Source organism: Caldimonas tepidiphila, assembly GCF_003569765.1.
Classification (GTDB): domain Bacteria; phylum Pseudomonadota; class Gammaproteobacteria; order Burkholderiales; family Burkholderiaceae_C; genus Caldimonas; species Caldimonas tepidiphila.
This window is the reverse complement of record NZ_KZ983966.1, coordinates 969-26414: the sequence shown is the minus strand read 5'-3', so window position 1 is coordinate 26414 and position 25446 is coordinate 969. Positions and strand designations below refer to the sequence as shown.

The window sequence follows — 25446 nt, the reverse complement described above, 5'->3', positions numbered from 1 at the left end:
CACCATGAACATCACCACCCCCACCCTGCACCAGCAATCGCTGGTGATCGACGGCCTGATCATCGCGAAGCTCGACCGCTCGGTCTTCGAGGACATGAAGAAGGGCGGCCTGAGCGCCGCGAACTGCACGGTCTCGGTCTGGGACGACTTCGCCAAGACCGTGGACAACATCGCCAACCTGAAGCGGTTGATCCGCGACAACAGCGACCTGGTCATGCTCGCCCGCAACACGGCCGACATCGAGCAGGCCAAGCGGGAAGGCAAGACCGGCATCATCCTGGGCTTCCAGAACGCCCACGCCTTCGAGGACAACCTGGGCTACATCGAGGCGTTCCACGACATGGGCGTGCGCGTGGTCCAGCTCTGCTACAACACCCAGAACCTGGTGGGCACGGGCTGCTACGAGCGCGACGGCGGGCTCTCGGGCTACGGCCGCGAGGTCATCGCCGAGATGAACCGGGTGGGCGTCATGGTCGACCTGTCGCACGTGGGCAGCAAGACCTCGGAGGAGGCCATCCTGGCCTCGAAGAAGCCGGTGGCCTACACGCACTGCCTGCCCTCGGGCCTGAAGGACCACCCGCGCAACAAGAGCGACGAGGAGCTGAAGTTCATCGCCGACCACGGCGGCTTCATCGGCGTGACCATGTTCTCGCCCTTCCTCAAGCGGGGCACCGAGTCGACCGTGCACGACTACGTCGAGGCGATCGACTACGTCATCAACCTCGCCGGCGAGGACTGCGTGGGCGTCGGCACCGACTTCACCCAGGGCTACGGCCACGAGTTCTTCGAGTCGCTCACGCACGACAAGGGCCGCTGGCGCCGCCTGACCAACTTCGGCAAGGTCGTCAACCCCGAAGGCATCCGCACCATCGGCGAGTTCCCGAACCTGACCTCCGCGATGGAGCAGGCCGGCTGGAGCGAGACCCGCATCACCAAGGTGCTGGGCCGCAACTGGATGCGCGTGTTCCGCGAAGTGTGGGGCGAGTGAGCCCACAGGAATTCCTGGTCCAACCTCTTAGAACGATCCCCACCATGCAGCCCCAATTGCCCATCGACGTGCATCCCGAAACCGGCATCTGGACCACCGACGGTCTGCCGATGATCTACGTGCCGCGTCATTTCTTCGTGAACAACCACGTGGAGGCCGAGGCCGCCATCGGACGCGATGCCTACGCGCAGAGCCTCTACAAGGCCGGCCACCGCTCGGCCTACTTCTGGTGCAGCCAGGAAAGCAAGACCCACGGCCTCAAGGGCATGGACGTGTACCGGCACTACCTCAAGCGCCTGTCGGAGCGCGGCTGGGGCCAGTTCTCCTTCATCGAGGCGGACGCGGCCACGGGCCACGCCCAGATCCGCCTCGACCACTCGGTGTTCGTGCTGGCGCAGGGCATCGCCGGCGTGCCGGTCAGGAAGGACAAGCTCTGCTACCTGTTCGCCGGCTGGTTCTCCGGCGCGATGGACTGGGTCGCGCAGGACACCGGCGCCGACTATCGAACCGAAAGCAGCGAGACCCTGTGCGCCGGCGAAGGCCACTCGCATTGCGTCTTCACGGTCGCGCCCCTGAGCGCGGCCCAGGCCTGACCCGAATCCTCGTCGCCCCATCATGCGATACCCACACCTGTTCGAGCCCATCAAGCTCAACCAACTGACGATCCGCAACCGCATCGTCAGCACTGCCCACGCCGAGGTCTATGCGGAAAACGGCGTGCCCGGCGAGCGCTACATCCGCTACTACGAGGAGAAGGCCAAGGGGGGCGTGGGTCTCGCGATCTGCGGCGGCTCCAGCCCCGTCTCGAAGGACAGCCCCTGGGCCTGGTGGAGCTCGGTCAACCTCTCGACCGATGCCGTGACCGAGCCGCTGTCGCGCCTGGCCGCCACCATGCACAAGCACGGCGCCAAGATCATGATCCAGGCCACCCACATGGGGCGGCGCAATGCCTGGCATGGCTTCGACTGGCCGCACCTGGTGACCCCCTCGGGCATCCGCGAGCCGGTGCACCGCGGCAACGCCAAGACCATCGAGATCGAGGAGATCCGCCGCATCGTGCGCGACTACGCCCGCGCCGCGCGCCGCGTGAAGGACGCCGGCATGGACGGCATCGAGATCTCGGCCGCGCACCAGCAGCTCATCGACCAGTTCTGGAGCCCGCGCGTCAACCACCGAACCGACGAGTACGGCGGCCGCCTGGAGAACCGCCTGCGCTTCGGCATCGAGGTGCTGACCGCCGTGCGCGAGGCGGTGGGCCGTGACTTCTGCGTGGGCCTGCGCATGTGCGGCGACGAATTCCACGAGGACGGCATCTCGCACGAGCACGCCAAGGAGATCGCCCAGGCGATGAGCGAGACCGGCCTGATCGACTTCCTCAGCGTGGTGGGCTCCGGTGCGGATACCCACAACACCCTGGCCAACTGCATGCCGCCGATGGCCCTGCCGCCCGAGCCCTTCGTGCACCTCGCCGCGGGCATCAAGTCGGTGTCCAAGGTGCCGGTGATGCACGCCCAGAGCATCCGCGACGCCTCGCAGGCCGAGCGCATCCTCTCGAGCGGCATGGTCGACATGGTGGGCATGACGCGCGCCCAGATCGCCGACCCACACATGGTGATCAAGATCCGCGACGGCCGCGAGGACCAGATCAAGCAGTGCGTCGGCGCCAACTACTGCATCGACCGCCAGTACAACGGCCTGGACGTGCTGTGCGTGCAGAACGCCGCGACCAGCCGCGAGCAGACCATGCCGCACATCGTCACGCCGAGCAACGGCCCGCGCCGCAAGGTGGTGGTGGTCGGCGCCGGCCCCGGCGGCCTGGAGGCGGCCCGCGTGGCCCGCGAGCGCGGCCACGACGTGGTGCTCTTCGAGAAGCAGTCGGTCGTCGGCGGACAGGTCAACCTGGCGGCCAAGGCCCCGAAGCGCGAGCAGATGGCCGGCATCATCCGCTGGTTCGACCTCGAGACGCAGCGCCTGGGCATCGACCGGCGCCTGGGCGTCGAGGCCGACGCCAGCATGATCATGGACGAGCGCCCGGACATCGTGGTGCTGGCCACCGGCGGCGTGCCGCACACCGACCAGGTCCGGGACTGGGGCGTGGACGAGGGCCTGGCGGTCAGCGGCTGGGACATCCTCTCGGGCGCCGTGGCGCCGAAGGACAACGTGCTGGTCTACGACGCGATCAGCACGCACGCCGGCGCGGGTGCGGCGCACTACATCGCCGAGCGCGGCAAGCTGGTCGAGGTCGTCACGCCCGACGTGAAGGTGTCCGACGACGTGGGCGGCACCACCTTCCCGATCTTCTACCGCCAGATGTACGCCCAGGGTGTGATCCTCACGCCCAACTTCTGGCTCGACAAGGTCTACCGCGAGGGCGACAAGCTGATCGCGGTGCTGCGCAACGAGTACACCGAGGCGCTGGAGGAGCGCGCGGTCGACCAGGTGGTGATCGAGAACGGCATCCGGCCCAACGACGCGCTGTACTGGGAGCTCAAGCCCCGCTCGCTCAACAAGGGGCAGACCGACATCGACGCGCTCTACGACTCCAAGCCGCAGCCCGCGCTGAGCCAGCCGATCGGATCGGGCGAGTTCCTGCTCTACCGCGTCGGCGACTGCATCTCGATGCACAACATCCACGCAGCGATCTACGACGCGCTGCGCCTGTGCAAGGACTTCTGACCATGGCACTGCATCTGCTGGTTAGCGCCCTGTTCTGGGCAGCCGTGCTGGCCCTGGCCCTGGGGGTGGCACGTCGGGCGTCCTTGTGGCGTCGCGGCCGTGCGGCCCAGGTGAGGTGGACCGGGCTGCTGGCCGTGCCCAAGCGCTATTTCGTCGACCTGCACGACGTGGTGGCCCGCGAGCCCTTCGTCGCCCGCGCCCACGTGGCGACCGCCGGCGGCGGCGTCGCCGCGCTGGCCCTGGTGGGCGTCAACTACGGCCTGGGGCTGTACAGCCGCTGGCTCGACGGCGCGCTGCTGCTGGCCGGCCTGCTCATGCTGGGCGGGGCGGCCGCCATGGCCTACCGCCGCCGCCAGGCGCCGGCGCGCCTGTCCAGGGGGCCCTGGCAGCGCCTGCCCTACAGCCTGATGCTGTTCGCGCTGGCGGTCGTGTCGGTCGGCCTGCTCGGGGCCGAGGCGCCGGGGACGCTGGCGCCCTGGCTAGCCGCAGCGGTGGCCGCCGCCTTCGCGCTGGGCGCGGCCGAGCTGGCTCTCGGCATCGGTCTCGGCGGGCCGATGAAGCATGCGGTGGCCGGCCTGATCCACCTGGGCCTGCATCCGCGGCCCGAGCGTTTCGCGACGGACACGGCGGGGCCGAATCCGGCCACGGCGCTCAAGCGGCTGCAGCTGCCCGCGCTGCCGGAGGTCGTGAGGACCGGGGGCGCGGCGCCGAGCGCCCGCGTCATCCCCATCAAGGCCGAGGTGCCGCTGGGCGTGCGCAAGCCGGCCGACTTCGCCTGGAACCGCCTGCTGTCCTTCGACGCCTGCGTGCAGTGCGGCAAGTGCGAGGCCGCCTGCCCGGCCAAGGCCGCGGGCCAGCCCCTGAACCCGAAGAAGCTGATCCAGGACATGGTCGTCGGCATGGCCGGGGGCAGCGATGCCGCCTACGCCGGCACGCCCTATCCGGGCCGCCCGGTCGGCGAGCACCGGGGCGCCCCGGACGAGGCGATCGTGCCCGGCCTGGTGGGGGCCGAGACCCTGTGGTCCTGCACCACCTGCCGGGCCTGCGTGCAGGCCTGCCCGATGCTGATCGAGCACGTCGACGCGGTGGTCGACATCCGCCGCGGCCTGACCCTGAACGACGGTGTCGTGCCCAACAAGGGCGCCGAGGCCCTGACCAACCTGCGCGAGACCGACACCGTCGGCGGCCACCCGCTGTCGGCCCGCGCCAACTGGGCCGTGGACCTGGGGGTGCCCATGCTCGCGGAGGGCGAGGGCACCGACTGGCTGCTGCTGGTGGGCGAGGGCGGCTTCGACATGCGCTACCAGCGCACGCTGCGGGCCCTGGTCAAGACCCTGAAGCACGCCGGACTGAAGGTGGCCCTGCTCGGTGCGGCCGAGACCGATTGCGGCGACCTGGCGCGCCGCCTGGGCGACGAGGCCGGCTTCCAGCGCCTGGCCCGCCAGCTGATCGGGACGCTGCAGACGCGCCGCTTCAAGCACATCGTCACGGCCGATCCGCACGTGCTGCACACCGTGAAGAACGAGTACCCTGCCCTGGGCGCGCAGTTCGACGTGTGGCACCACAGCCAGCTGCTGGCCCGGCTGCTGGAGGAGGGGCGCCTGAAGGCGGCGCCCGGCCAGCGCCTGCCCTCGGTCACCTACCACGACCCCTGCTACCTGGGCCGCTACAGCCGCGAGGTGAAGGCGCCGCGCAACGCGCTCAAGGGCATCGGCATCCAGGTGGTGGAGATGGAGCGCCATGGCGAGGCCGCACGCTGCTGCGGCGGCGGCGGCGGCGCGCCGTGGACCGACATCCCGGGCAAGACCCGCATCCCCGACATCCGCATGGAGGACGCGCGCGCCACGGGGGCTGCCGTGGTGGCCGTGGCCTGCCCGCAGTGCACGGCCATGCTCGAAGGCGTGGTCGGCCCGCGTCCTGAGGTGCTCGACATCGCCGAACTCGTGGCCCGCGCCGTGGAGGTCGCATGAACCAAGGTCTGATCATTCGCCCGCCGCGCGTCGATCCGCGCCGCCCCGCCATCCTCACCGCGGCCGGCCTGCGCCGCATCGTGCTGGGCAGCACGGAAGGCGAGAGACTGGCCCTGGCCACGAGTCATGGACCGGCCGTGCGCCCGGTGCGCAGCCCCGGCCCCTTCGCCCGCTGCATGCTGGTCGTGGCACATGCCGACCGCGGCACGCTGGACGGCCATGCCCGCCAGGCGCTGGCGGCGGCGGCCATTCTCGCGAGCTCGGACACCGAGGTGGTGCTGGCCGTGCTCGGCCCCTGCAACGACGACGCTGCCGATCTCGGTGCCGATCGCATGCTGGTGGTTCCGCAGGGCCTTCGTGACGAGCACTGCCCGAGCGCCGCAGCCGCCTGGCTGGCGGAGCTGCACCAGCAGCTGCAGCCGCTGTGCACCTGGCTGCCGGACCGAGATGCCGATGCCGACCTGGGCCGCCGCTTCGCGGTGGCCCGGGGCCTGCGCCTGGCGGCCGGGGTCGTGGAGGTCAAGGGCGGCGCGCAGCCCCGGTTCCGCGTGCGCGCGACGGCGCAGGAGGACGCCCTGTGCGACAGCGCCGAAGTGGTGCTGCTGGCCCCCGATGCCGTGCGCAGCGATCTTCCCTTCGTGGGGCTGGGCCAGGAGTGGAGCGCCGAGCGGCACGGCCCGTCCCCGGCATGGAGCCATGTCCGCGAGCTGGGACTCGTCGACCTGGGCGTCAAGAGCGGGGATGCCCGCACGGTCGCCCTGGAGGAGGCCGACTTCATCCTGGCCGCGGGCAACGGCGTGACGGACCTCGACCTGTTCCAGCGTCTGGCCGACGCCCTCGGTGCAGCGACCGGCGCCTCGCGCGTCGCGGTGGACGATGGCCGCTTCCCGCGCTCCAAGCAGATCGGCGCGACCGGGAAGACGGTCCGCGCCACCACCTACCTTGCCGTGGGCATCTCGGGCGCGGTCCAGCACCTGCAGGGCATCAAGGACTGCCGCCACGTGATCGCCATCAACACCGATCCTGCGGCGCCCATCGCCCGCCGCGCCAGCCTGGTGGCCGTCGACGACGGCGCTGCCGTCATGCGCGAACTGCTCGACATCGTCACCCTGCACAAGAGGGCCCGTTCATGACCACCATCACCGTGCTTGTGGGCCAGCGTGCCCATCCCGTCAGCGGCCGGCTCGTGCGCGTCCCCGGCGACGCGGCTGCCGTGTCTCTCGCGCTTCAGCTCGTCGACCCGGTCTCCGTGCGGCTGATCAGCGCCGGGGAACTGGACGCCGCCGTCGCCCGCGACTACCTCGCCCTCGGGGCGCGCAGGATCGAGGTGCTCGCCTTGCGCGCAGGGGAGGACGTCGTCCAGGCCCTGGGCCGGGCCATCGAGGAGCGCGACCAGTCCCGGCGCGACCTGTTCCTGACGGGCCTGCGCAGCGAGGGAGCGCTGGGTTCCGGCTGCCTGCCCTATGCCCTGGCCCGGCGCCTCGGATGCCCGGTGCTGCGGGACGTGGTGGCGGTGCAGGCCGAGGGGGCCGATTGGCAGCTGACGCAGACGCTGCCCAAGGGCGCGCGCCGGCAGTGGCGGCTGAGCCGCCCGGCCGTGCTGGCCATCCATCCTTCGGCCGCCGTCACGCCGCGACACGCCTTCGCGAACCAGCTGCAGGGCCAGGTCGTGAGCCGGTTGACCTCGGAGGGCGCCGGCCCCGTGGCGTCGGAGCGCGTCCCGGCTTCCGGGCTCGCCTGGCAACGGGTTCCCACCGCCCGGCGACTGGCCGTGCTGGACGCGCCGCGGGCGCTCAGCGGCCATGGCCGCATGCTGGGCGCCATCGGCGGGGACTCCGCACAGGGCAAGGCCCAGGTGCTGAGCTCCGGCAGCGCCCGCGAGAAGGCCCAGGCCCTGTTCCAGTATCTCCAAGACCACGCACTCCTGCCCTGAGGGGCCTACCTTCCCCGACCCCACTCGCCTCCAAAGAAAGGCCACTGCCATGTCCGATCTCAAAGTCTCCCAGCTTGCCGACCTGCTCCAGCGTCGTCGCCCGGGCTACAGCCTCGATGCGGCTTTCTATCTCAGCGATGCGGTCTTCCAGTCGGACCTCAAGCACATCTTCGGCCAGCACTGGATCTTCGTGGCCGTCGAACCCCAGATTCCCGAGCCGGGGGACTTCATCACCGTCGACGTCGGCAAGCAATCCATCCTGATCACGCGGGACGACGACGATCAGTTGCAGGCCTTCCACAACGTCTGCCGCCACCGCGGCTCGCGCCTGTGCGCCTCGCACAAGGGCATGGTCGGCAACATCGTCTGCCCCTACCACCAGTGGACCTACGATCTCAAGGGCTCGCTGATCCACGTCGAGCACATGGGCGAGGGCTTCAAGAAGGAGGACCACGGCCTCAAGAAGGTGCACGTGCGCAGCCTCGAGGGCCTGATCTTCATCTGCCTGGCCGAGACCCCGCCAGCCGACTTCGAGGACATGGCGCAGCAGATGACGCCCTACCTGGCGCCGCACCGGCTGAAGGACTGCAAGGTGGCGGCCCAGGTCGAGATCGTCGAGAAGGGCAACTGGAAGCTCGTGATGGAGAACAACCGCGAGTGCTACCACTGCGTCGGCAACCATCCGGAGCTGACCCTGTCCCTGTACGAATACGGCTTCGGCTACCAGCCGAGCCCCGCCAATGCCGAGGGGATGGCCCGCTTCCGCGACATCCTGGCCAAGAGCCACGCCCGCTGGGAAGCCATGGGCCTGCCGTCGGCCGAGATCGAGGTGCTCGACAGCCGCGTCACGGGCTTCCGCACCCAGCGCCTGCCGCTGGACCGCGCCGGGCAGTCGCAGACGATGAACGCCGAGGTGGCCAGCAAGAAGCTGCTGGGCCGCATCACCGACCCGGCCGTGGGGGGCCTCTCGTTCTGGACCCAGCCCAACTCCTGGCATCACTTCATGAGCGACCACGTGGTGAGCTTCTCGGTGCTGCCCATCGCTCCCGGCGAGACCCTGGTGCGCACCACCTGGTGCGTGCACAAGGACGCGGTCGAGGGCGTGGACTACGACGTCGCGAACCTGACCAAGGTCTGGAACGCCACCAACGACCAGGACCGCCGGCTGGTGGAGGAGTCGCAGGTGGGCGTGGCCAGCGGGGCCTACGAGCCCGGCCCCTATTCGCCCTACACCGAGGAGTTGGTGGAGAAGTTCTGCAACTGGTACGTGGGCCGCATGCGCGCCCTGAACCCGGTCTGACGAGAGACAGCCATGAATACCGCGCCCCTTTGGTCTGCGGAGACGGACGACACCCTGGTGTGCGTCCGGGTCCGCCCCGAGACCCATGATGTGAAGACCTTCGTGTTCGACGCGCCGGCACCGCGGCGCTTCGCCTACCTGCCCGGGCAGTTCGTCACGCTGAGCCTGCCGATCGGACCCGGGGGCGAGGTGCTGCACCGCTGCTACACGCTCTCGTCGAGCCCGACGCGGCCGGACCGCCTGTCCATCACGGTCAAGCGGGTACCGAACGGGCGGGTGTCCAACTGGCTGCACGACAACCTGCGACCCGGCATGCGCGTCAGCGCCAACGGGCCGGCCGGCGAGTTCAGCTGCTTCGCCGAGGGCGATGCCGCCCAGCCCTGGAAGCTGGGCGGCAAGGGGCCGCAGAGCTACCTCTTCATCTCGGGGGGCAGCGGCATCACCCCCGTCATGTCGATGACGCGCGCCCTGGTCGACCTGGCCAGCGAGACGGACATCGTGTTCGTGCACGCGGCGCGCAGCCCGGCGGACCTGATCTTCGCCGACGAGCTGCTCCTGCTGGCGCGCCAGCACCCGCACCTGCGCGTGGCCCTGGTCTGCGAGCACCCGGACGAGCAGCGGCAGTGGACCGGCTACACCGGCCGGCTGGACGCTGCCCTGCTCCAGCGCATCGTTCCCAACCTGGCCGAACGCGAGGTCTACACCTGCGGTCCGGCGCCCTTCATGGCCGCGGTGCGCGGCATGCTGGTTGCGGCGGGACACCCCCCCAGCCGCTATCGCGAGGAAAGCTTCAACTTCGAGAGCCTGGCTCCCAGCCCTGCAGTGCCGGTCGGTGACGCGCCGGCCGGCAGCACTGAGGCCGGTTCCACCTACCGGGTCAGCCTGAGCCGCCTGGGCGACCAGTACGAATGCCGCAGTGATCAGTCGCTGCTGGCCGCTGCCGTGGCGGCAGGCGTGCGCCTCCCGGCTTCCTGCAGCACGGGGCTGTGCGGCACGTGCAAGACCAGGAAGCTCTCCGGGGAGGTGAGCATGTCGCACAAGGGCGGCATTCGCCAACGGGAAATCGACCAGGGCTGGATCCTGCCCTGTTGCAGCATTCCGCTCAGCGACGTGGTGCTGGAACGCTAGCCCGGATGCGTGTGGAGCCCGCGCCGCGCATGTTCGGATGCGCCCGGCGGGCTCCATGCGCCCCCCGTCTTCAAGATCCAGTGCCGGGGCAGGGCCTGATTCCACTCCTTGCCGGGGAAGTCCGGGCAATGCTGTGCGGAAATAAAACCATTTTTATTTATTGCATGGTCTTGCCGAGGAATTGATGCCTGTCGTGTCCTGTCAATTTTCTGTCGTATTTTGAAAGGGGTAATGGGGAGCGTTTCCTAATATGGGTGGGCAAGAATAATTTTTTATCCAGCCTCGAGGGGTTGGTTGCCCAGGAGCGTGTTCATGACAAATCCCCGTGTTCTCCAGGTCCTGTCCTGTTTTGCCGTGCTGGCCACCATTTCATTCGGTGCGAATGCCCAACAGGATGTGAATGTTTCCGGATTTCTGGATGTCGGCGTCTACCGTGGTTTCGATGGAAACAAGATGCTCGGAACGATCCAGCGCAGCAACATCGCGTTCAGCGGAGGCGAGGATCTCGGAGGGGGCCTCTCTGCCACCTGGAAACTCAGCCATCGCCTCGATCTCGATACGGGTACCGAGGAAGGGGCAGGGCGGAAGCCGTTCTGGCACGGCGAGTCGACCATCGGTCTCAAGGGCGGTCTGGGCCATCTGCGCCTGGGGCGCGCACTCGACGTCGTATATGCGAATGACTGGGCCTACGACCCTTGGTACAACTTCAACCGCATTGCCTCGCCTGCCTGGAACCTGTGGCACTACAACTATGCGACGGATCGCACGGGCAACAGGGGAAGCGCTGAATATGGCCGACTGTCCAGGGGTGTTTTCTACGATTCCCCCTCCTTGCGCGGCGTGACCTTGCATCTGAGCGGCGCCTTCAAGGATTCCGCTCCGGCGCCGGGGGCGGGAACGGATCGCAACTTCGGAGCCTCCTTGAACTACGACTCCGCCGCGATTTCCCTGATGGCGGCCCGCTCGATGAACAGCAGCGGTGACACGGTCAAGTTCTTCGGGGGCAAATATACCGTGGGCGGTCTTCAGTTGATGGGGGCCTATGACGTGAGTGTCTTCAAGGCGGCGGTGGATTCGGAGGCGAAGGTCGCGACGCTCGGCGCGGTCTATGGCCTTGGCGCGACGGCACTGAAGGTCGGGGTCGGGCACCTGGATGCGGATGGCCTGAAAACCGCATTCGTCGGCCTGGGTGCCGACCGCCATCTCTCCAAACGCACGACGCTCTATGTGAGCGCGGGCCAGAACAGGCCGAAGGCTGGCAATTCGTCCAGCGCCTATGGAGCGGGCCTCAGTCACAGCTTCTGAAGGAAAAGCCGCTGCCAAGCGACAGTCCGGTCCCGTCACGGCATGCCGCCGGGGACTGGAGAAGAACGCCGTGTTCCTGCCCTTGCACCCGCGGTCTCCGTATGCGGTCCTGCGTTCAGCGTGGAGGCAGGCGCGCTGCAGCTCGATTAGTCCATCCGGGTGGGCTGTGCAAGTGGCTTGATCTAGGTGTTAACCCTTGGTGGCGTTGGAACTTGTGTCGGCTCTGATCAAGATCATGTCGCATTGCTGCGGGTCCGGATTTCGCATCTGGCCTCCAATAGCCGCATGGCCGTCAGCAGGACCGACGTTTTCAGGATGGTGGGCGACCCCTTCGAGTCGACACATCCCGGAACTCCTTGGTGGGCGGCTCATCTCCAGGGCGGCGCTCTTTTCGAGTTCGGGGTCGAGGGCTCGGTAGGCAGCTCCGTGCTTGCAGATGAGCCGACTGCCAGCATGCCGGTTAAAGGCTTGTGCACAAAATGTGGAAGGAGATACCTTGAATACCAGATCCATAGAAGGGCTGGCGGGCGCTCATCCCCCGACCATCAGTGAGCCGAGGAACGACAACGTCCGTGTTTTCGGGTTGGATGTTCACCGCTGGGTCTTCCCGCTGTCCCTGTTGCTCATTCTTGCCTTCACCGTTTATTCGATGAGCGATCCGGCGGGGGCAGGCGCTGCGCTGAACAAGACGAAGAACTGGACCATCGAGAATTACGACTGGTTCTACATCGTTGCAGGCAACCTCTTCGTGCTGTTCTGCTTCCTGCTGGTGGTCACCCCCTTGGGCGGCATCCGTATCGGCGGCGCGAAAGCGCGTCCCGAGTACGGGATGGTTTCCTATTTCTCGATGCTGTTCGCGGCCGGGATGGGGGTCGGGGTGCTGTTCTGGGGGGTGGCGGAGCCGGTCGCCTACTTCACCGATTGGTACAAGACCCCGCTGGGCATGACGAAGATGACGCCTGAAGCCGCGCGTGCGGCGATGGGAGCCACGATGTTCCACTGGGGGCTCCACCCTTGGGCGATCTATTGCATCGTTGCGCTGGTGATCGGCTTCTTCGCCTACAACAGGAATCTGCCTAATTCCATGCGGTCCGGACTGCAACCGCTGATCGGCAAGGCCTATGCCGGCTGGATCGGACATGTGGTCGATGTCTTCACCGTGGCATTGACGGCCTTCGGCCTGGCGACCTCTCTGGGCCTGGGCGCGCTGCAGGCCACCGCGGGCATGCACCATGTCTTCGGCACGCCGAATTCATTCGGCATGCAGGTCGGCTTCATCCTGTTCGTGATGTTGCTCGCCGCCTATTCGCTTGGCGCCGGCATGAATGCAGGCATCAAGCTGCTGAGCAATATCAACATGGTGCTGGCGTTCGCGCTGCTGGCCTTCGTCGTCGTGGCTGCAGGCTTCGTCAGCTTCGTCGCGGGCCTGGGCACCACGACGGTGGACTATGCCAGCCATTTCCTTCCGCTGGCCAACTGGATCGGCCGTACCGACAAGGAGTGGTTCCACGGCTGGACGGTGTTCTACTGGGCCTGGTGGGCCAGCTGGGCGCCTTTCGTCGGCATGTTCATCGCCCGCATCTCGCGCGGGCGCACCATCCGCCAGATCGTCGTCACGGTCATGGTCGCACCGACCCTGGTGACGCTGCTCTGGATGACGGCTTTCGGCGGGAATGCGATCGCCCAGGTGGTCGCCGGCAACGGCGCGCTCGCGGGCGGAATCAAGGACGTGACCTTGACGCTGTTCCAGTTTCTCGAAGCCCTGCCGATGGCGAAGCTGACCTCGGTGCTCGCCGTGCTGCTGCTCGCGGTCTTCATGGTGACCTCCGTGAACTCCGGCTGCCTGGTGGTGGACACGCTGGCCTCGGGGGGCAAGGAAGACACGCCGGCCTTGCAGCGCATCATCTGGGCCGTGCTCATCACCCTGGTCTGTCTGACCCTGTTCGTCGTGGGCGGTGACGGCGCCTTGAAGGCGGCGCAAGCAGGTGCGATCTCGCTCGGCCTGCCGTTCATGGTGCTGATGTTCATTCTGATGCTGGGACTGACCAAGGCCCTTCTCGAAGAGCGGAGGGCTGCCGCACGCTGAGTCGGCACAGAGCTTCCGAGTAGACGGGTCGTGGCGCTCCGAGGGCTCCGCGACCCTTCTCCGGTTGAGGTCCCGTCGAACCTCCATTTCCGAGCCATGAGCACGATGAACATCTCGCTGCCCGACAGTCTCGAAACCTTCGTCAACCAGCAGGTCGACCAGGGCGGCTACGGCAGTTCCAGCGAATACCTGTGCGAGTTGATCCGAAATGACCAGGAATCCAAGAAGCGGCGGCAGCAAATGCACGAACTGCTGCTCTCTCCGGCTGCGCCCGCACGTTCCCTCCCACCGGACGTCGCCTACTTCGAAGCGCTGCGTGAACGATTCCGCAAGGCGGCTTCCGCCGGCCGTCCGGGTGAGGGCAGGGACGGCGCTTGAGCCGCCAGTTCTCCCTTTCCCCTGCGTGCCTGTCGGGCTCCCGCCAGGGGGCCGGATCCGCCGGCCGCTCTTCTCTTTCCCCAAGCCACCACTTTTCCGGAGAACTCCGAATGTCCGTCTACGACCGGCTCAAGGAACTGAACATCGAACTGCCGCCCGTGGCGACGCCGGCCGCGGCCTACCTGCCCTTCGTGCACAGCGACAACCTGGTCTTTCTGTCGGGTCACATCGCGAAGAAGGACGGCAAGCCCTGGGTTGGCCAACTCGGCCTGATGATGGACGTGGCCGAGGGCCAGGCCGCCGCGCGTGCCGTCGCGATCGACCTGCTCGGCACGCTGCACGCTGCCACCGGTGATCTGAACCGCGTGCGGCGCATTGTCAAGTTGATGAGCCTCGTCAACAGCACGCGCTCCTTCACCGAGCAACACCTGGTGACAAACGGTGCGTCAGAGCTGTTCGCCCAGGTCTTCGGCACGCGCGGCATGCATGCGCGCAGCGCCTTCGGCGTCGCGCAGATTCCGCTAGGCGCCTGCATCGAAATCGAGCTGATCGCCGAGGTCGATTAACCCTCCGAGTTCGGGCCGAGCCGGGTTCCGGCCCGCCGTCCATTCCCCCACCCGGATTGCGCCTGCCGCCCCGGCAAGCCCTCCTTTCCCGGGAACCGCGCCGCAGCCCCTCATTCCATAAGAGGCTCGCTGAAGGTGTCGTTGATGCAGCGGAACCTCTTCCGCCAGGGCGCTGGATTCGCTGCGGATCGAAGATCACGCCTCGAAGGAACTCGATTGATCCAAGGCATGGTAAACGCTAATTGCCTGCGTTTCATCGGAGTTGCAACATGTGAATATGGAGTTCCTGAAGGCGCCCGAGTGAATGAATCGATGCGGTCGGGGGAGAGCGTGTCCCTCGTCGTGGCTCGCTCGAAATGCTGCTTGAAGGACGGGCTAAATGTAACCTTATGTACGTTTGCACCATCCCGAGGATTTTTTCGAATTCCGGGAGCGGCGTCGGGCCGGGATGCACCAGAAATGGGCGGATTGCTCGAGAAGTTCAGTTTCGAAGGCTTCTTTCCGGCAGAGAAGCCTGCTTCCATGCCCTCGTGGACGGCTTGCGTTCCGCGGCAAATGAAAAAATCTGGCGCAGATATTGCTTGCCGTGATTCTTGGCGCAGTTGAGATGGCGCCTTCATTTCAAATTTCTATTCGTTTATAAAATCCGGGTGGGTAGGGGCGGACGATGGCGTGCTTTAATCAGAATGGTTCGAAGAAGACGGAGGATTCCTCGAATTCCTCCAGCGGGCAGGAGTGCCCGCAAGGGCGAATGCAGGTGAAAGGCCCGATCCGGATAGGTTTCCTGCTGCTGAACGAATTCTCGATGATCGCTTTCTCGAATGCGCTCGAGGTCTTCCGCATGGCGAACCAGTTGAGCCATCTTCCCCTTTACGCGTGGAAGGTGGTTCCGGTTCGTGAATCGGGAATCCAGGCAAGCAACGGCCTGATTGTCCAGGCAACGGGAAAGCTCGCCGACCTGGAGGCGTGCGACCTCGTGCTGGTCTGCGCCGGCATCAATGCCCGGTATGCGACGGACGAACATGTGCGCGCCACTCTCATTCATCTGGCCGCCCGTCGTGTCCCCCTTGGAGGGGTGTGTACCGGCTCCTATGCTTTGGCAAGCGCAGGGCTGCTCGACGGTTATCAATGTGCCGTTCATTGGGAGTATCTGGCCACGATGCGGGAGGAGTTTCCGCGGGTGCAGTTCGTGCAGGCAGTGTTCCACGTCGACCGCGACCGCTACACCAGTTCCGGCGGGACAGCCCCGCTCGACATGGCGCTCCACCTGGTTCGCACCCATCACGGCGCTCGCTTGGCAATGAAGATCTCGGAGCAGTTCATCGTGGAGCGCCAGAGGGCGTCCACCGATCGCCAGCGCATGCCCCAGCCCGAATGCATCGGGCCTGGCTACGAGCACCTCCTCGAGGCGACAGAGATCATGTCGGCCAATATCGAGGAGCCTTTGTCGGTACAGGAGATCGCCGATGCGATCGATATCTCCTTGCGTCAGCTCGAGCGGCTGTTCCATCGGTATCACGACATGAACCCGGCGCAGTACTACATGAATTTGCGCCTGCGAAGGGCCCATGAGCTCCTGACCCAGACGAGCTTGCCGATCATGCAGATCACGATTGCCTGCGGCTTCCAGTCGGCCTCCCACTTCTGCCGCGCCTACAGGAGCCTGTTCTCGCATCCGCCCAGCGAGGAGCGTCGCCGCTTGATCACTCGCACGACCATGGACCGCAAGCTGTTGCGTCGGGAGCGTGAGGTTCCGTACGCCAGCTGAGGTAGGTTTGCCTGGGGCATTCGCAGGTGCATGCGGATCCTAGCTATCGCGAGGGTTCCGAGGACATGTCGCGGGAGTTGGGCTGAGACTTGTCGAAACCACGCCTGCGGCATGATGAGGGGCCGAATAGCAGGGCGGCCAAGGCTCCCCAGGAGCTGATGCCGCAGGGCGACATGTCCCGCAGCACCACCAGGACATGAAGCTGCCGCAGCACACCGGCAGCCTGGAGCCCATGAGTGGGCTGGCGAGCTTCGAGCGGGCGACTGCGGTGAATGCGGCCTGCCCCAGGCCCGATCTCGGCAGGGGCGGGCAGCCCCCTTATCCGCCGCTGGTGATGGTCAAGGTGCTGTTCCTGCAGACGCTCTACCACCTGCCAAACGAGCAGGCCTTGATGCGGTGCGGCCGATTTTCAGGTTCCCTATCGGTCATGGGTGCTCCCTGATCTCCGAGTGATCGATTCGGAATCCAGGGCTCCACCCACCGTGTGGAACGACCCGAAAACAACGATTCTGGAGTCTGGCCGTGCCGCTTGCACGGCGGCCTCCACTGCCTGTCGGGGATTCTCCCAGCAAGAGAAAACCGACGGCTTGCTCTCCTGCGGAAGTGCCTCCATAAGCATCGAAGCCAGTTGACGGCTCGTCGCAGCCCGTGCCACCGGGAGGTCCGTGAAGTGCCAATGATCGATCAGGGGCGAAATGGATTCGAGCAAGGCGCGGATGTCCTTGTCGTGCATGCAGCCGAATACAGCCTGGGTCGAAGTGAAGCTTCCCATTTCCCTGAGGTTGTGAGCCAGTTCCTTGACGGACTGGGGGTTGTGGGCGACGTCGAGCACGATGGCCGGCGCGCCTGGAAGCACCTGGAATCTTCCCGGCAAGGTGACATCGGCCAGGCCGGCCGCCACGGCGTCTTCGGTGATCGGGAGAATCTCTTTCAGGGCCTCGAGCGCGGCGAGCACGCCGGCGGCATTCTGCAATTGGCCGCGCCCCTTCAGCCTGGGGCAGGGAAGGCCGGAAAACGTGCTGTCTTTCCCTTGCCAGCTCCATCGCGGGCCGTCCGCGATCCAGCTGAAGTGCCGTCCCGGCAAGCGCAAATGCGCTCCGATGTGCTGCGCGTGATCGACCACCGACTCCGGCGGCCGGGGATCGCTGACCACGGCCACCCGTCCCGGGCGCATGACGCCTGCCTTTTCCCGGCCGATCGACTCCCGGGTCGGGCCCAGGTATTCGGTGTGGTCGATGTCGATGCTGGTGATGATCGTGCAATCGGCATCGATCGCGTTGACGGCGTCCAGGCGCCCTCCGAGGCCGACTTCCAGGATCACCAGGTCGAGCGGCGCTTGTGAGAGGTATTTCGCGATGGCCAGCGTCGTGAACTCGAAGTAGGTGAGGCTCGTTCCCTCCCGCGCGCGTTCGACGGCCTCGAAGCAGGGGACCAGGCTTTCGCCGTCGACCATGGCTCCGTTGACGCGGCAACGCTCCTCGAATCTGCGCAGATGCGGCTTGCTGTAGAGGCCGACGCGCAATCCCGCCTTCAGGGCGATGCTTTCCAGCATGGCGCAGGTCGAGCCCTTGCCGTTCGTGCCGGCGACGACGATGACCGGGGCGTGGAAAGCGATGCGAAGCCTTTCCTTCACGTCCCGCACCCGGTCGAGCGTCAGGTCGATCTCCTTCGGATGGGAGCTTTCGCAGTGCTTCAGCCAGGCGGAAAGCGAATTCGGGGAATCGGGCATCATGGTTGGAGTGGAGTTCATTGTTCCGAGGTTGGCGCGCGCAGCACGACCAGCAGTTCCTTGGCCTGCACTTGCTCGCCGGGCGCGACGAGCGCCGCCTCGGCATCGGGCTCGGCCGTCATGTGGGTCTCCAGCTTCATCCCCTCCAGCGCGCGCAAGGTCGCACCGGCATCGATACGCTGACCGGGCCGCACGGCGAGCGTCCCGGCCCTGTGGATGCCGAGGCATGTCGGCGGGCGCTACTGCAGCGGCGTCTCCCCGGGCGGCAGGCCGGGCGCTTGGGCCAGCGGGAGGGGTCTGGGTTTCAGCAGAAGAATCCTTAGCCGGTTGCGGTCGGCGAGTCCTCTCTTGCAATGGCAGGCGGTCTCGAAATCGCCGCCCCTGCGCCGCAGGGTCCAATCCATCAGCCCGGCCATCCAGCCTTCGATGGTGGCCCTGACCACGCAGGCGTCCTTCTGGCGGTCGACTGCGGTGCCCCGCAAGGGGCGCCAATGGATGCAGGCACGCCCCGCCGCGAGATCCAGTTGCTCCAGCCTGAACGTCCCCCAACCCTGCTGCATGAGGAGGCGCAGACCCTGGTTCAACATGGCGGCCCCGGTGTCCGGGCGCCATGCCGTTTCCCGGTCGCACCAGCGCATCGCGGCATCGCGGGTGGCCTGCCGCCGGTCCTGCGCACGGTGGGCGGGCTCGATCGATTCATCCGTCAGTCGGCGGGGCTCGCAAGCCGAATGCGGAGGAATGTCCGCCGTCGCGATCCTGAGCCTCTCCAGCAGATCGATCGATTGCATCTTGTCGATGTCCATGGGGTTTCCGATGCGCTGCCGTCCCTCCGCAGCGCGGAGGGCAGGGGAGGGACGCTCCTGCGACTTCAGCACTCGACGATATTGACCGCCAGGCCTCCCCGCGCCGTTTCCTTGTACTTCGTCATCATGTCCGCCCCCGTCTCGCGCATCGTCTTGATCACCTTGTCGAGGCTGACGTGGTGGGTGCCGTCGCCCCGCATCGCCATGCGGGCTGCGTTGATGGCCTTCACCGAGGCGATCGCGTTGCGCTCGATGCACGGGATCTGCACCAGGCCCCCCACGGGGTCGCAGGTCAGGCCCAGGTGATGCTCCATGCCGATCTCGGCAGCGTTCTCGACCTGCTCCGGTGTGCCGCCGGTGACCGCGCACAAGGCGCCGGCCGCCATGGAGCACGCCACACCCACCTCGCCCTGGCAACCCACCTCGGCGCCGCTGATGCTGGCGTTCTCCTTGTAGAGGATCGCGATGGCCGCGGCGGTCAGCAGGAAGTCGATCACGCCCCGGTCGCTGGCGCCGGGAATGAAGCGGCTGTAGTAGTGCAGCACCGCCGGAACGATCCCCGCCGCGCCGTTCGTGGGAGCGGTGACGACACGCCCGCCCGCGGCGTTCTCCTCGTTCACCGCCAAGGCGTAGAGGTTGATCCAGTCCATGGTCTGCAGCGGATCGCGAAGCGCTGCCTCGGGGTGCCGGGTCAGCTGGCGGTGCAGCTCGGCCGCCCGGCGTTTCACCTTGAAGCCGCCGGGCAGGGTGCCCTCGGTGGCGCAGCCGTGGCGCACGCAGTCCTGCATGACGTGCCAGATGCGCAGCAGGCCGCGGTCGATCTCCTCGTCGCTGCGCCAGACCCGCTCGTTGCGGCGCATGATCTCCGCGATCGACGCCCCCTCCCGCCGGCTCACCTTGAGAAGCTCGTCGGCGCTGCGGAAGGGATAGGGCAGCGCCGTGGAATCGGCCGCCAGCACCTTGGTCCGGCTGCCGTCCTCGGCGGTCTGCTCGCTGACCACGAAGCCCCCGCCGACCGAGTAGTAGCAGTGCGTGTCGAGGAGCTCTCCGGACTCGTTGAAGGCCATGCAGCGCATTCCGTTCGCATGGAAAGGCAGGCTCTCGTGGCGGTAGAACACCAGGTCGGCTTTCTCGTCGAAAGCGACTTCGTGCTGGTCGCGCAATTTCAGGCGCCGACGCTCGCGAATCCCGCCGAGGATGGTGGGCACGGCATCCACGTCCACGGTTTCCGGGTCATGGCCCGCCAGTCCCAGCAGGACGGCCTTGTCGGTGCCATGGCCCTTGCCCGTCGCGCCCAGCGAGCCGTACAGCGATACTTGCACTCGCGCGCACTGGACGAGCAGGCCCTTCTGGAGCAGCCGTTCCGTGAAGAGGTTCGCGGCGCGCATCGGCCCGACAGTGTGCGAGCTCGACGGCCCGATGCCGATCTTGAAGATGTCAAAAACACTTACCGCCATGATTCCCCCAATGAAAGCCCCGGCCCGGGTCCTTTCGGGCACGGCAGGGCCGGCGCCGGTCGAGCCGGCGAAATGCAGATCCGGAAACGATCGGCTCCGGTCAGCGACGGAGCCGGGATTGATGTCTATCGCTGCCGCTCTATGCGGATCCCGACCTCCGATCCCGGGATCGGAGCCGTCTTGACCAGTTCGAGGCTCACCCAGCGAGCATCGAACTCCTCCATCAGTACTTCCGCCATCCGGTGCGCCATGGCCTCGACGAGCTGCTTCGGCTCCGCGAGGGCGATCTCCCGCAAGCGGGCCACGACCTGCGCGTAGTCGACCGTGTCCTCGAGCCGGTCCGTCACCGATGCCGGGCTCGCGGGCGGCTCGAAACACAGGTCCAGCACAATGGGTTGAGGCGCTTCCTGCTCCCAGTCGTAGACCCCGATCCGGGCCGGGAGCGCGAGCTTGCGGATCAGCAGCAGATCCGGCTTCGCCGGCCTTTGCAGGCCCAGGACTTGGCTGGAGCGCGTGCCCTTGTCCGCGGGCGTGGCCGGAGGCTGGAATCTGAAAGCCGGCAGCATGTCCGCGACACTCATCGGAGGACCACCGTTCTCAGTCCGTTGGTGAAGACGCGACGCTCCAGCACGAAGCGCAGCGCGCGCGAGAGCACGAGGCACTCGATGTGGCGGCCGGCATTGCGGAGCTGCTCGGGGCTGTCGGCGTGATCCACCCGCTCCAGCGCCTGCTCGATGATCGGACCTTCGTCCAGGTCCGTGGTCGCGAAGTGGGCCGTCGCCCCGATCAGCTTCACGCCGCGCTCATGGGCCTGGTGATAGGGCCTCGCGCCCTTGAAGCCGGGCAGGAAGGAATGATGGATGTTGATGACCCTTCCCTTGAGGCGTTGGCAGAGGTCTGCGCTGAGCACCTGCATGTAGCGGGCCAGCACGATGAACTCGGCACCCGTCGTTTCGATCAGGCGCATCACCTGTGCCTCCTGCTGAGGCTTGGTGTCCGCGGTGATGGGAAGGTGGTGGAACGGAATGCCTTCGACCTCCACGATCGCGCGGGCGTCCTCGTGGTTCGAGACGACGGCGACGATGTCCATGTTCAGTTCCTCGCGCCGCCAGGCCGAGATGAGCTCCCGCAGGCAGTGGTCCTGCCTGGAAACCATGATGAGGACGCGCGCGGGCTCGGAAAATCGCCCGGCCTGGATACGGGCGGACGGGAAAATCCCCATGTCGCCGCCGAGGGCGGCCTGGATCGCTTCGGGGCTCGCAGCCGAGTGGAATACCGCGCGCAGGAAGAACCTCGCCTCGTCCGGATCGTCGTAGACCGAGAATTCCTTGATATAGGCCTCGTGATCCTCCAGTACGCGAGTCACCGCTGCGACCTGTCCGCGGCGGCTGTCGCAGGTCAGGTTCAGCCAGAGCTGTGGAGAAGACGTCAATTTGCGCTCCTTGGAATTCCGATGCAGAAGCTATCGATCGAATGTTGTCGGCCATGTTTGCTGGTGCTACTGTCCCACGCCGGGTCCAAGAAATTTGTCTGGATCCGACTTCGACTTGATCAAAAACGGCAATGTTCGAGACAGACCTGCCTGGGACGTTTCATGGGCGACTTGGATCGTCGGGGCCAGGGCGAACTTGCCGAGCGCAGGGCACTCCTCAGGAGCGCCGGGAGCCGCCTCACCCGCATGATGCCGGGCGGTGGCCTGTACAAACGCGGCAGGGTGCGAAATCAACCGGGGATCGATCCTTTCTCCTGCCGTGCTCGATATTGCCGGCACGTTTTCTCTACGATCGCGGTTTGTTCCACGCCTCCGCGCCCGATCATGGTGGATCGGGTAGGATTTCAGGGCGCCTTGGTCAATTGATGTCCCGGAAGTCGGGGGCGGCGAAAGGATTCGCCTTCTCGCTCAGCCTTGCTTCTCGCTGGCGAGCCTGCATGTTCGGCCGCTGTCTCTGCGGGTGTCGCGTTGCTTCCTTCTTCTCATGACTTGGAAAGCTGGACGTGGCGCGTTTCCTGGGGCGTCAACTCATGACCTTGCTGCTATGGGAGCCCCGTCTGCGCGCTCAAGAAAAAGTAGAAAATTTTCCGGAAAATTGGAAGGGCACTTAATAATCGTCTCCGCCGGCGACAAGGCTCACGAATTCATTCATCTTTGAATGCCAAGGGCAAGTCGGCGGGATTCGATATGGAAATGCTCCACGGCATCCCTGAGAGGGGGCAGGGCTGTTCGCTTCTATCGGTATGGCGCCCGCGTTTGATCGATGGGGCGGGGCTGCGCCTTGCTCATCGACCTGCCCTGGCCGCGGCTCAACGTGGTATTCGGCAGCCCTTGGAAGCGGGCCTCGGCCTACACGGCATTGCGCAAGATCCTGCAGGGGATCGGCGCCTTGCAGATGGAGGGCGCGATGCGCCACTTGGCCGGCGAGCGGGTGCAGCAGACTGCAGGTGCCGCCACTCGACCCCTCGCGGCCATCGACGGCAAGACGCCGCGTGGCAGCCTGGAGCGATCGGAGGACTGGGCTGCGCAGCGTGCGCGTCCAGGCCCAGTAGCGACCGCCCGCTGGCTGCGCCTGCAGCGACGGTATCGACCAGCGCAACCGCATCGAGCGCGGCGAGGTGCGCGTCCGGGCACTGAAACATCTCCCGGGCTCTCTGCCGCAACACCCTCGGCCTTGAGGGCGTCCTTCGGTGTGTCGGCACCCGGGGGGCAGTGAACAGCCCTGGCCCGAGCGGGCAGGCCGATCTGCAGACGTCGGGCGGAGGTCGGGGAGGCGCCTGGAAATCAGGGGACGGGAATCACGACCGGGGCATGGCCTGTCATGGACAGGAAGGTTTCCAGTGCCTGCCGGGGCAGCGAGACGGTGGCCGTGTTCCGAAGGGGATGGGCCTGGACCTTCTCGGCCGCCCACACCTGGGCATCGATCACCAACTCGACGGCACGGGCGGCGTCGTTGATCAGGGCGAACACGCTGACCGCCCCGGGCGTCACTCCCAAGTGGCGCTGCAGCCGGTCCGGCGAGCCCATGCTCAATTTCGTGGTGGACAGGGCGCCGGCCAGCGCGGCCAGATCCAGTCGCTTGTCATGCGGCACGATGACAAGGAAATGGCGTGCGCCCTTGGCGTCCCGCAAGAATACGTTCTTGGTCTTGATTCCGTCGAGGCTGGGCGTGGCCTTCAGGGCATCCTCGATGGTGAACACGGGCACATGTTCCACCATTTCGTACGCCAGCCCTCGGTCTTCCAGGAGGCGTACCAATTCTTCCGCCGCGCAGATTTCTGTTTTCAGTTCCACCGGTGAGTTTTCCTTGAAGAATCGAACAGACAAGAGGCCCCGGCTTCCTGGCGCGACCACCCATGCCGTGCTTCTTGCCGGAGATCGCAACGTACGCTTTATCGCATTGAGAGAACTCCTGCCCGCTTCTGCATGCCCTCCTCGTCGCCGGGAGGTTTCGGGAGGAAGTCTGGGGGAGGGCCTATTCTCTTGGGGAGGTCGAGCATTGCTTGAAGAAATCCGACGGGCAGTTGACGGATATCGACAAGAGCTCCCTCGTGTTGCCGTGTCGCGAATGCCGGAGTTGGATGAGGCCGACGATGGGTTGTGCTTGTCAGGAGTTATGGGCGCGACTGTGCCGTGCCTGGGTTGGAAGGATGGGTATGTGCCCCCTGCCGCTGCGCCGGATGATCCCAGACGGGGCCCTGGGATTTCTATGATCCATTTTTCACCGCCTTCTTTTCGCGCCACCAGCCGACGACCGTGAGGCCGAGCCAGAAGCACTGAGTCAGGAACGAGGCGATGTTGAAGGCATCTGCCAGAGAAATCAGGACGCAGATCGGTCCAAGGATATTCAGGGCCACTGCCACCTTGTCGCGCGGTGACTTGTGCAGGACTTGCACGATGAAATGCGCCGCAATATAAGCGGCAACACCTACCAGACCGATCAGGGTGGTCAGATTGATGGCGATCATGGGTGGTTGTGAAATCCGAAGAGCAAGAAGCGCCGGCTTCTATGAAAAGTTGCGGTAGAGCGACGGGGGCGAGTATCTCAGCAAAGACCTGCGCCGGGAAATGCCGGTCGAGGGCGGCGCGAGGCTCGTGGTTCATCTCGTCGGCGAGCGCATCAGGTGCTTCTTGGCTGTTCACTGACAAGTCGGCGCACTGGCGCAAGCTCCTGTTGGTGTTCCTGCAGGTGCCTCACAGCCAAGGGAAGGTTCTTGAAACCGTCGGCATGTCATGGGCCTGCCGGCCGAAGGCCCCGAAGTCCTCGTCGTGGACGAGGCCGGGGGCTCGCGCCGCCCGAGGGACAAGGAACTCGCGCTCGAGCGCATGCGCAGCCACGGGGCTGACATCGTTTCGCGCGAGATGGAGGCCTTCGAGTGGATGGGGCGCACGCACCGGCATCTTCCGCGGTGCCCAGGGAGTTCTCCGCTGACGACCGCGCAAGCCCGCGACGGTCTTCCTGCCTTGTGCAAGCATGCAGGTGCGCGAGGCGCAGGAAGTGCAGGCGTGGCTCAAGGCCTGCAGCGGCGGATCGAGCCCTTCTGCCCGCTGCCCTGCGCACCCGAGGCCAATCGGGGCGCCCTGTCCCAGCCCTGCGGGAGAGCGAGAATCGGCCGCCCCGCTGCAGAGGGCCGGCCTCGCGCTGCCGGTGCGCGACAATTGCCTGGTGACTGCCCGCCCGCATCCACCACGCGGGAAGGATCGTCGATGGCTGAGGCCGCCGCGCCGCAACACAACGCCAGTCTCGTCCGCAAGGGCAGGTTTGCCGGTGGCCAGGCGGCCAAGCGGCTCGCCACCGGGGCATGCAGATCGCCGCGCCGCCTCCCGGCCGCGCGGCCATCACGAAGCCGGTCACGGAAGCGGGCCGCACCCCGCGCGCGCAATCATGGTAAAATCCATCGCTTTGATGGCCGCCACGTCAGCCGGATCTTGCATCTGGCGTCTCCAAGGGGAGATCGCAACGGGCGGCTTTTTCGTTTTCAAGTCGCTTTCACTATCTCCGCTTGGCGATGTGCAGCACATACGTGCGGGCTCGACGTGAGCCGCCCCGACCAGGGGTAGCGCGCATCGAGCCATAGATTTTTTGAGGAACCGCATGACCGCGATGAGCACCCGCGCAGCCCTGTTGGCGCAAGCTGATGAGATCCTGGGAAAGAAGAAGCCCGCCAAGAAGGCCGCCGCGAAGACGGCCAAGGCGCAGGCCGGTGGGGAACCCGCCCAGGCCAAGGGCGACCGCAAGCCCAAGGCAGAGACCACGGCCAAGAAGGTCGAAGCGCCCAAGGCTGAGGCGGACGAGGATTTCTCCGACATCGAGGCCGACCTCGAGGGCGACATCGAGCCCGAGGTCGAGGAAGCCAGTGTCGAGGC

Annotated in this window: 22 protein-coding genes and 1 pseudogene; 15 read left to right on the top strand and 8 right to left on the bottom strand. The window is 66.4% G+C overall.

What is annotated here, in order from left to right:
• Positions 1-4 precede the first annotated feature (4 nt).
• From D3A59_RS03225 to D3A59_RS03160, 14 genes are all read left to right on the top strand, one after another.
• Entirely contained in the window at positions 5-988 is a 984-nt protein-coding gene (locus tag D3A59_RS03225; protein WP_119153485.1) for a dipeptidase, read from the top strand.
• Positions 989-1032: 44 nt separating this feature from the next.
• Entirely contained in the window at positions 1033-1581 is a 549-nt protein-coding gene (locus D3A59_RS03220) for a DUF5943 domain-containing protein (protein ID WP_119153484.1), read from the top strand.
• Between the two features lie 22 nt (positions 1582-1603).
• The gene (locus tag D3A59_RS03215) at positions 1604-3664 is read left to right on the top strand and encodes an oxidoreductase (RefSeq protein WP_119153483.1); all 2061 of its coding nucleotides are present in this window, start codon (positions 1604-1606) and stop codon (positions 3662-3664) included.
• 2 nt (positions 3665-3666) lie between these two features.
• On the top strand, positions 3667-5634 hold the full coding sequence (locus D3A59_RS03210) for a (Fe-S)-binding protein (protein ID WP_119153482.1): 1968 nt from the start codon (positions 3667-3669) through the stop codon (positions 5632-5634).
• The gene (locus D3A59_RS03205) at positions 5631-6767 is read left to right on the top strand and encodes an electron transfer flavoprotein subunit alpha/FixB family protein (RefSeq protein WP_119153481.1); all 1137 of its coding nucleotides are present in this window, start codon (positions 5631-5633) and stop codon (positions 6765-6767) included. Before D3A59_RS03210 ends, D3A59_RS03205 begins: the two co-directional genes overlap by 4 nt.
• Positions 6764-7567 (top strand): adenine nucleotide alpha hydrolase family protein, encoded by an 804-nt coding sequence (locus tag D3A59_RS03200; RefSeq protein WP_119153480.1) that lies wholly within the window; start codon positions 6764-6766, stop codon positions 7565-7567. Before D3A59_RS03205 ends, D3A59_RS03200 begins: the two co-directional genes overlap by 4 nt.
• A 49-nt stretch (positions 7568-7616) precedes the next feature.
• Positions 7617-8867 (top strand): aromatic ring-hydroxylating oxygenase subunit alpha, encoded by a 1251-nt coding sequence (locus tag D3A59_RS03195; RefSeq protein ID WP_119153479.1) that lies wholly within the window; start codon positions 7617-7619, stop codon positions 8865-8867.
• A 12-nt stretch (positions 8868-8879) separates the two neighbouring features.
• Positions 8880-9995, top strand: coding sequence for an FAD-binding oxidoreductase (locus tag D3A59_RS03190; RefSeq protein WP_119153478.1), 1116 nt, complete (start codon positions 8880-8882; stop codon positions 9993-9995).
• A 312-nt stretch (positions 9996-10307) separates the two neighbouring features.
• Positions 10308-11300, top strand: a complete 993-nt coding sequence (locus tag D3A59_RS03185; RefSeq protein ID WP_119153477.1) for a porin — start codon at positions 10308-10310, stop codon at positions 11298-11300.
• Between the two features lie 496 nt (positions 11301-11796).
• Positions 11797-13386, top strand: coding sequence for a BCCT family transporter (locus D3A59_RS03180; protein WP_240635920.1), 1590 nt, complete (start codon positions 11797-11799; stop codon positions 13384-13386).
• Positions 13387-13491: 105 nt separating this feature from the next.
• Positions 13492-13764 (top strand): type II toxin-antitoxin system ParD family antitoxin, encoded by a 273-nt coding sequence (locus tag D3A59_RS03175; RefSeq protein WP_336470399.1) that lies wholly within the window; start codon positions 13492-13494, stop codon positions 13762-13764.
• A 110-nt stretch (positions 13765-13874) separates the two neighbouring features.
• A complete protein-coding gene (locus D3A59_RS03170) occupies positions 13875-14330 on the top strand; it encodes a RidA family protein (protein ID WP_119153475.1) in 456 nt (151 codons plus the stop codon).
• A 751-nt stretch (positions 14331-15081) separates the two neighbouring features.
• The gene (locus tag D3A59_RS03165) at positions 15082-16098 is read left to right on the top strand and encodes a GlxA family transcriptional regulator (RefSeq protein ID WP_119153474.1); all 1017 of its coding nucleotides are present in this window, start codon (positions 15082-15084) and stop codon (positions 16096-16098) included.
• Positions 16099-16294: 196 nt separating this feature from the next.
• Positions 16295-16540 carry a transposase gene (locus tag D3A59_RS03160; RefSeq protein WP_119153473.1) on the top strand — a complete coding sequence of 82 codons (246 nt, stop codon included), beginning with the start codon at positions 16295-16297 and terminating at the stop codon, positions 16538-16540.
• Here the strand turns inward: D3A59_RS03160 and folC are convergent.
• The 8 genes from folC to D3A59_RS03125 form a co-directional block, all read right to left on the bottom strand.
• Positions 16517-17827 carry a bifunctional tetrahydrofolate synthase/dihydrofolate synthase gene (gene folC / locus D3A59_RS03155; RefSeq protein ID WP_119153493.1) on the bottom strand — a complete coding sequence of 437 codons (1311 nt, stop codon included), beginning with the start codon at positions 17825-17827 and terminating at the stop codon, positions 16517-16519. The two genes, D3A59_RS03160 and folC, sit on opposite strands and share 24 nt — an antisense overlap.
• Before the next feature lie 17 nt (positions 17828-17844).
• Entirely contained in the window at positions 17845-17967 is a 123-nt protein-coding gene (locus tag D3A59_RS26625; protein WP_272868040.1) for a hypothetical protein, read from the bottom strand.
• A gap of 99 nt (positions 17968-18066) precedes the next feature.
• Positions 18067-18630, bottom strand: a complete 564-nt coding sequence (locus tag D3A59_RS03150; protein ID WP_119153472.1) for a hypothetical protein — start codon at positions 18628-18630, stop codon at positions 18067-18069.
• 65 nt (positions 18631-18695) lie between these two features.
• Positions 18696-20087 carry an L-serine ammonia-lyase gene (locus D3A59_RS03145; protein WP_119153471.1) on the bottom strand — a complete coding sequence of 464 codons (1392 nt, stop codon included), beginning with the start codon at positions 20085-20087 and terminating at the stop codon, positions 18696-18698.
• Between the two features lie 125 nt (positions 20088-20212).
• Positions 20213-20653 (bottom strand): dihydroneopterin aldolase, encoded by a 441-nt coding sequence (folB, locus tag D3A59_RS03140; RefSeq protein WP_170162288.1) that lies wholly within the window; start codon positions 20651-20653, stop codon positions 20213-20215.
• 11 nt (positions 20654-20664) lie between these two features.
• Complete coding sequence (gene purU, locus D3A59_RS03135; RefSeq protein WP_205665090.1) at positions 20665-21519, bottom strand: formyltetrahydrofolate deformylase; 855 nt, start codon at positions 21517-21519, stop codon at positions 20665-20667.
• Positions 21520-22863: 1344 nt separating this feature from the next.
• Positions 22864-23373 carry a prolyl-tRNA synthetase associated domain-containing protein gene (locus tag D3A59_RS03130; RefSeq protein WP_240635919.1) on the bottom strand — a complete coding sequence of 170 codons (510 nt, stop codon included), beginning with the start codon at positions 23371-23373 and terminating at the stop codon, positions 22864-22866.
• 413 nt (positions 23374-23786) lie between these two features.
• Positions 23787-24047, bottom strand: a complete 261-nt coding sequence (locus D3A59_RS03125) for a CBU_0592 family membrane protein (protein WP_119153468.1) — start codon at positions 24045-24047, stop codon at positions 23787-23789.
• A 1127-nt stretch (positions 24048-25174) separates the two neighbouring features.
• On the opposite strand from D3A59_RS03125, the pseudogene D3A59_RS26180 reads away from it, so the two are divergent.
• A pseudogene (locus D3A59_RS26180) lies at positions 25175-25446 on the top strand (RNA polymerase sigma factor RpoD); the annotation flags it as partial.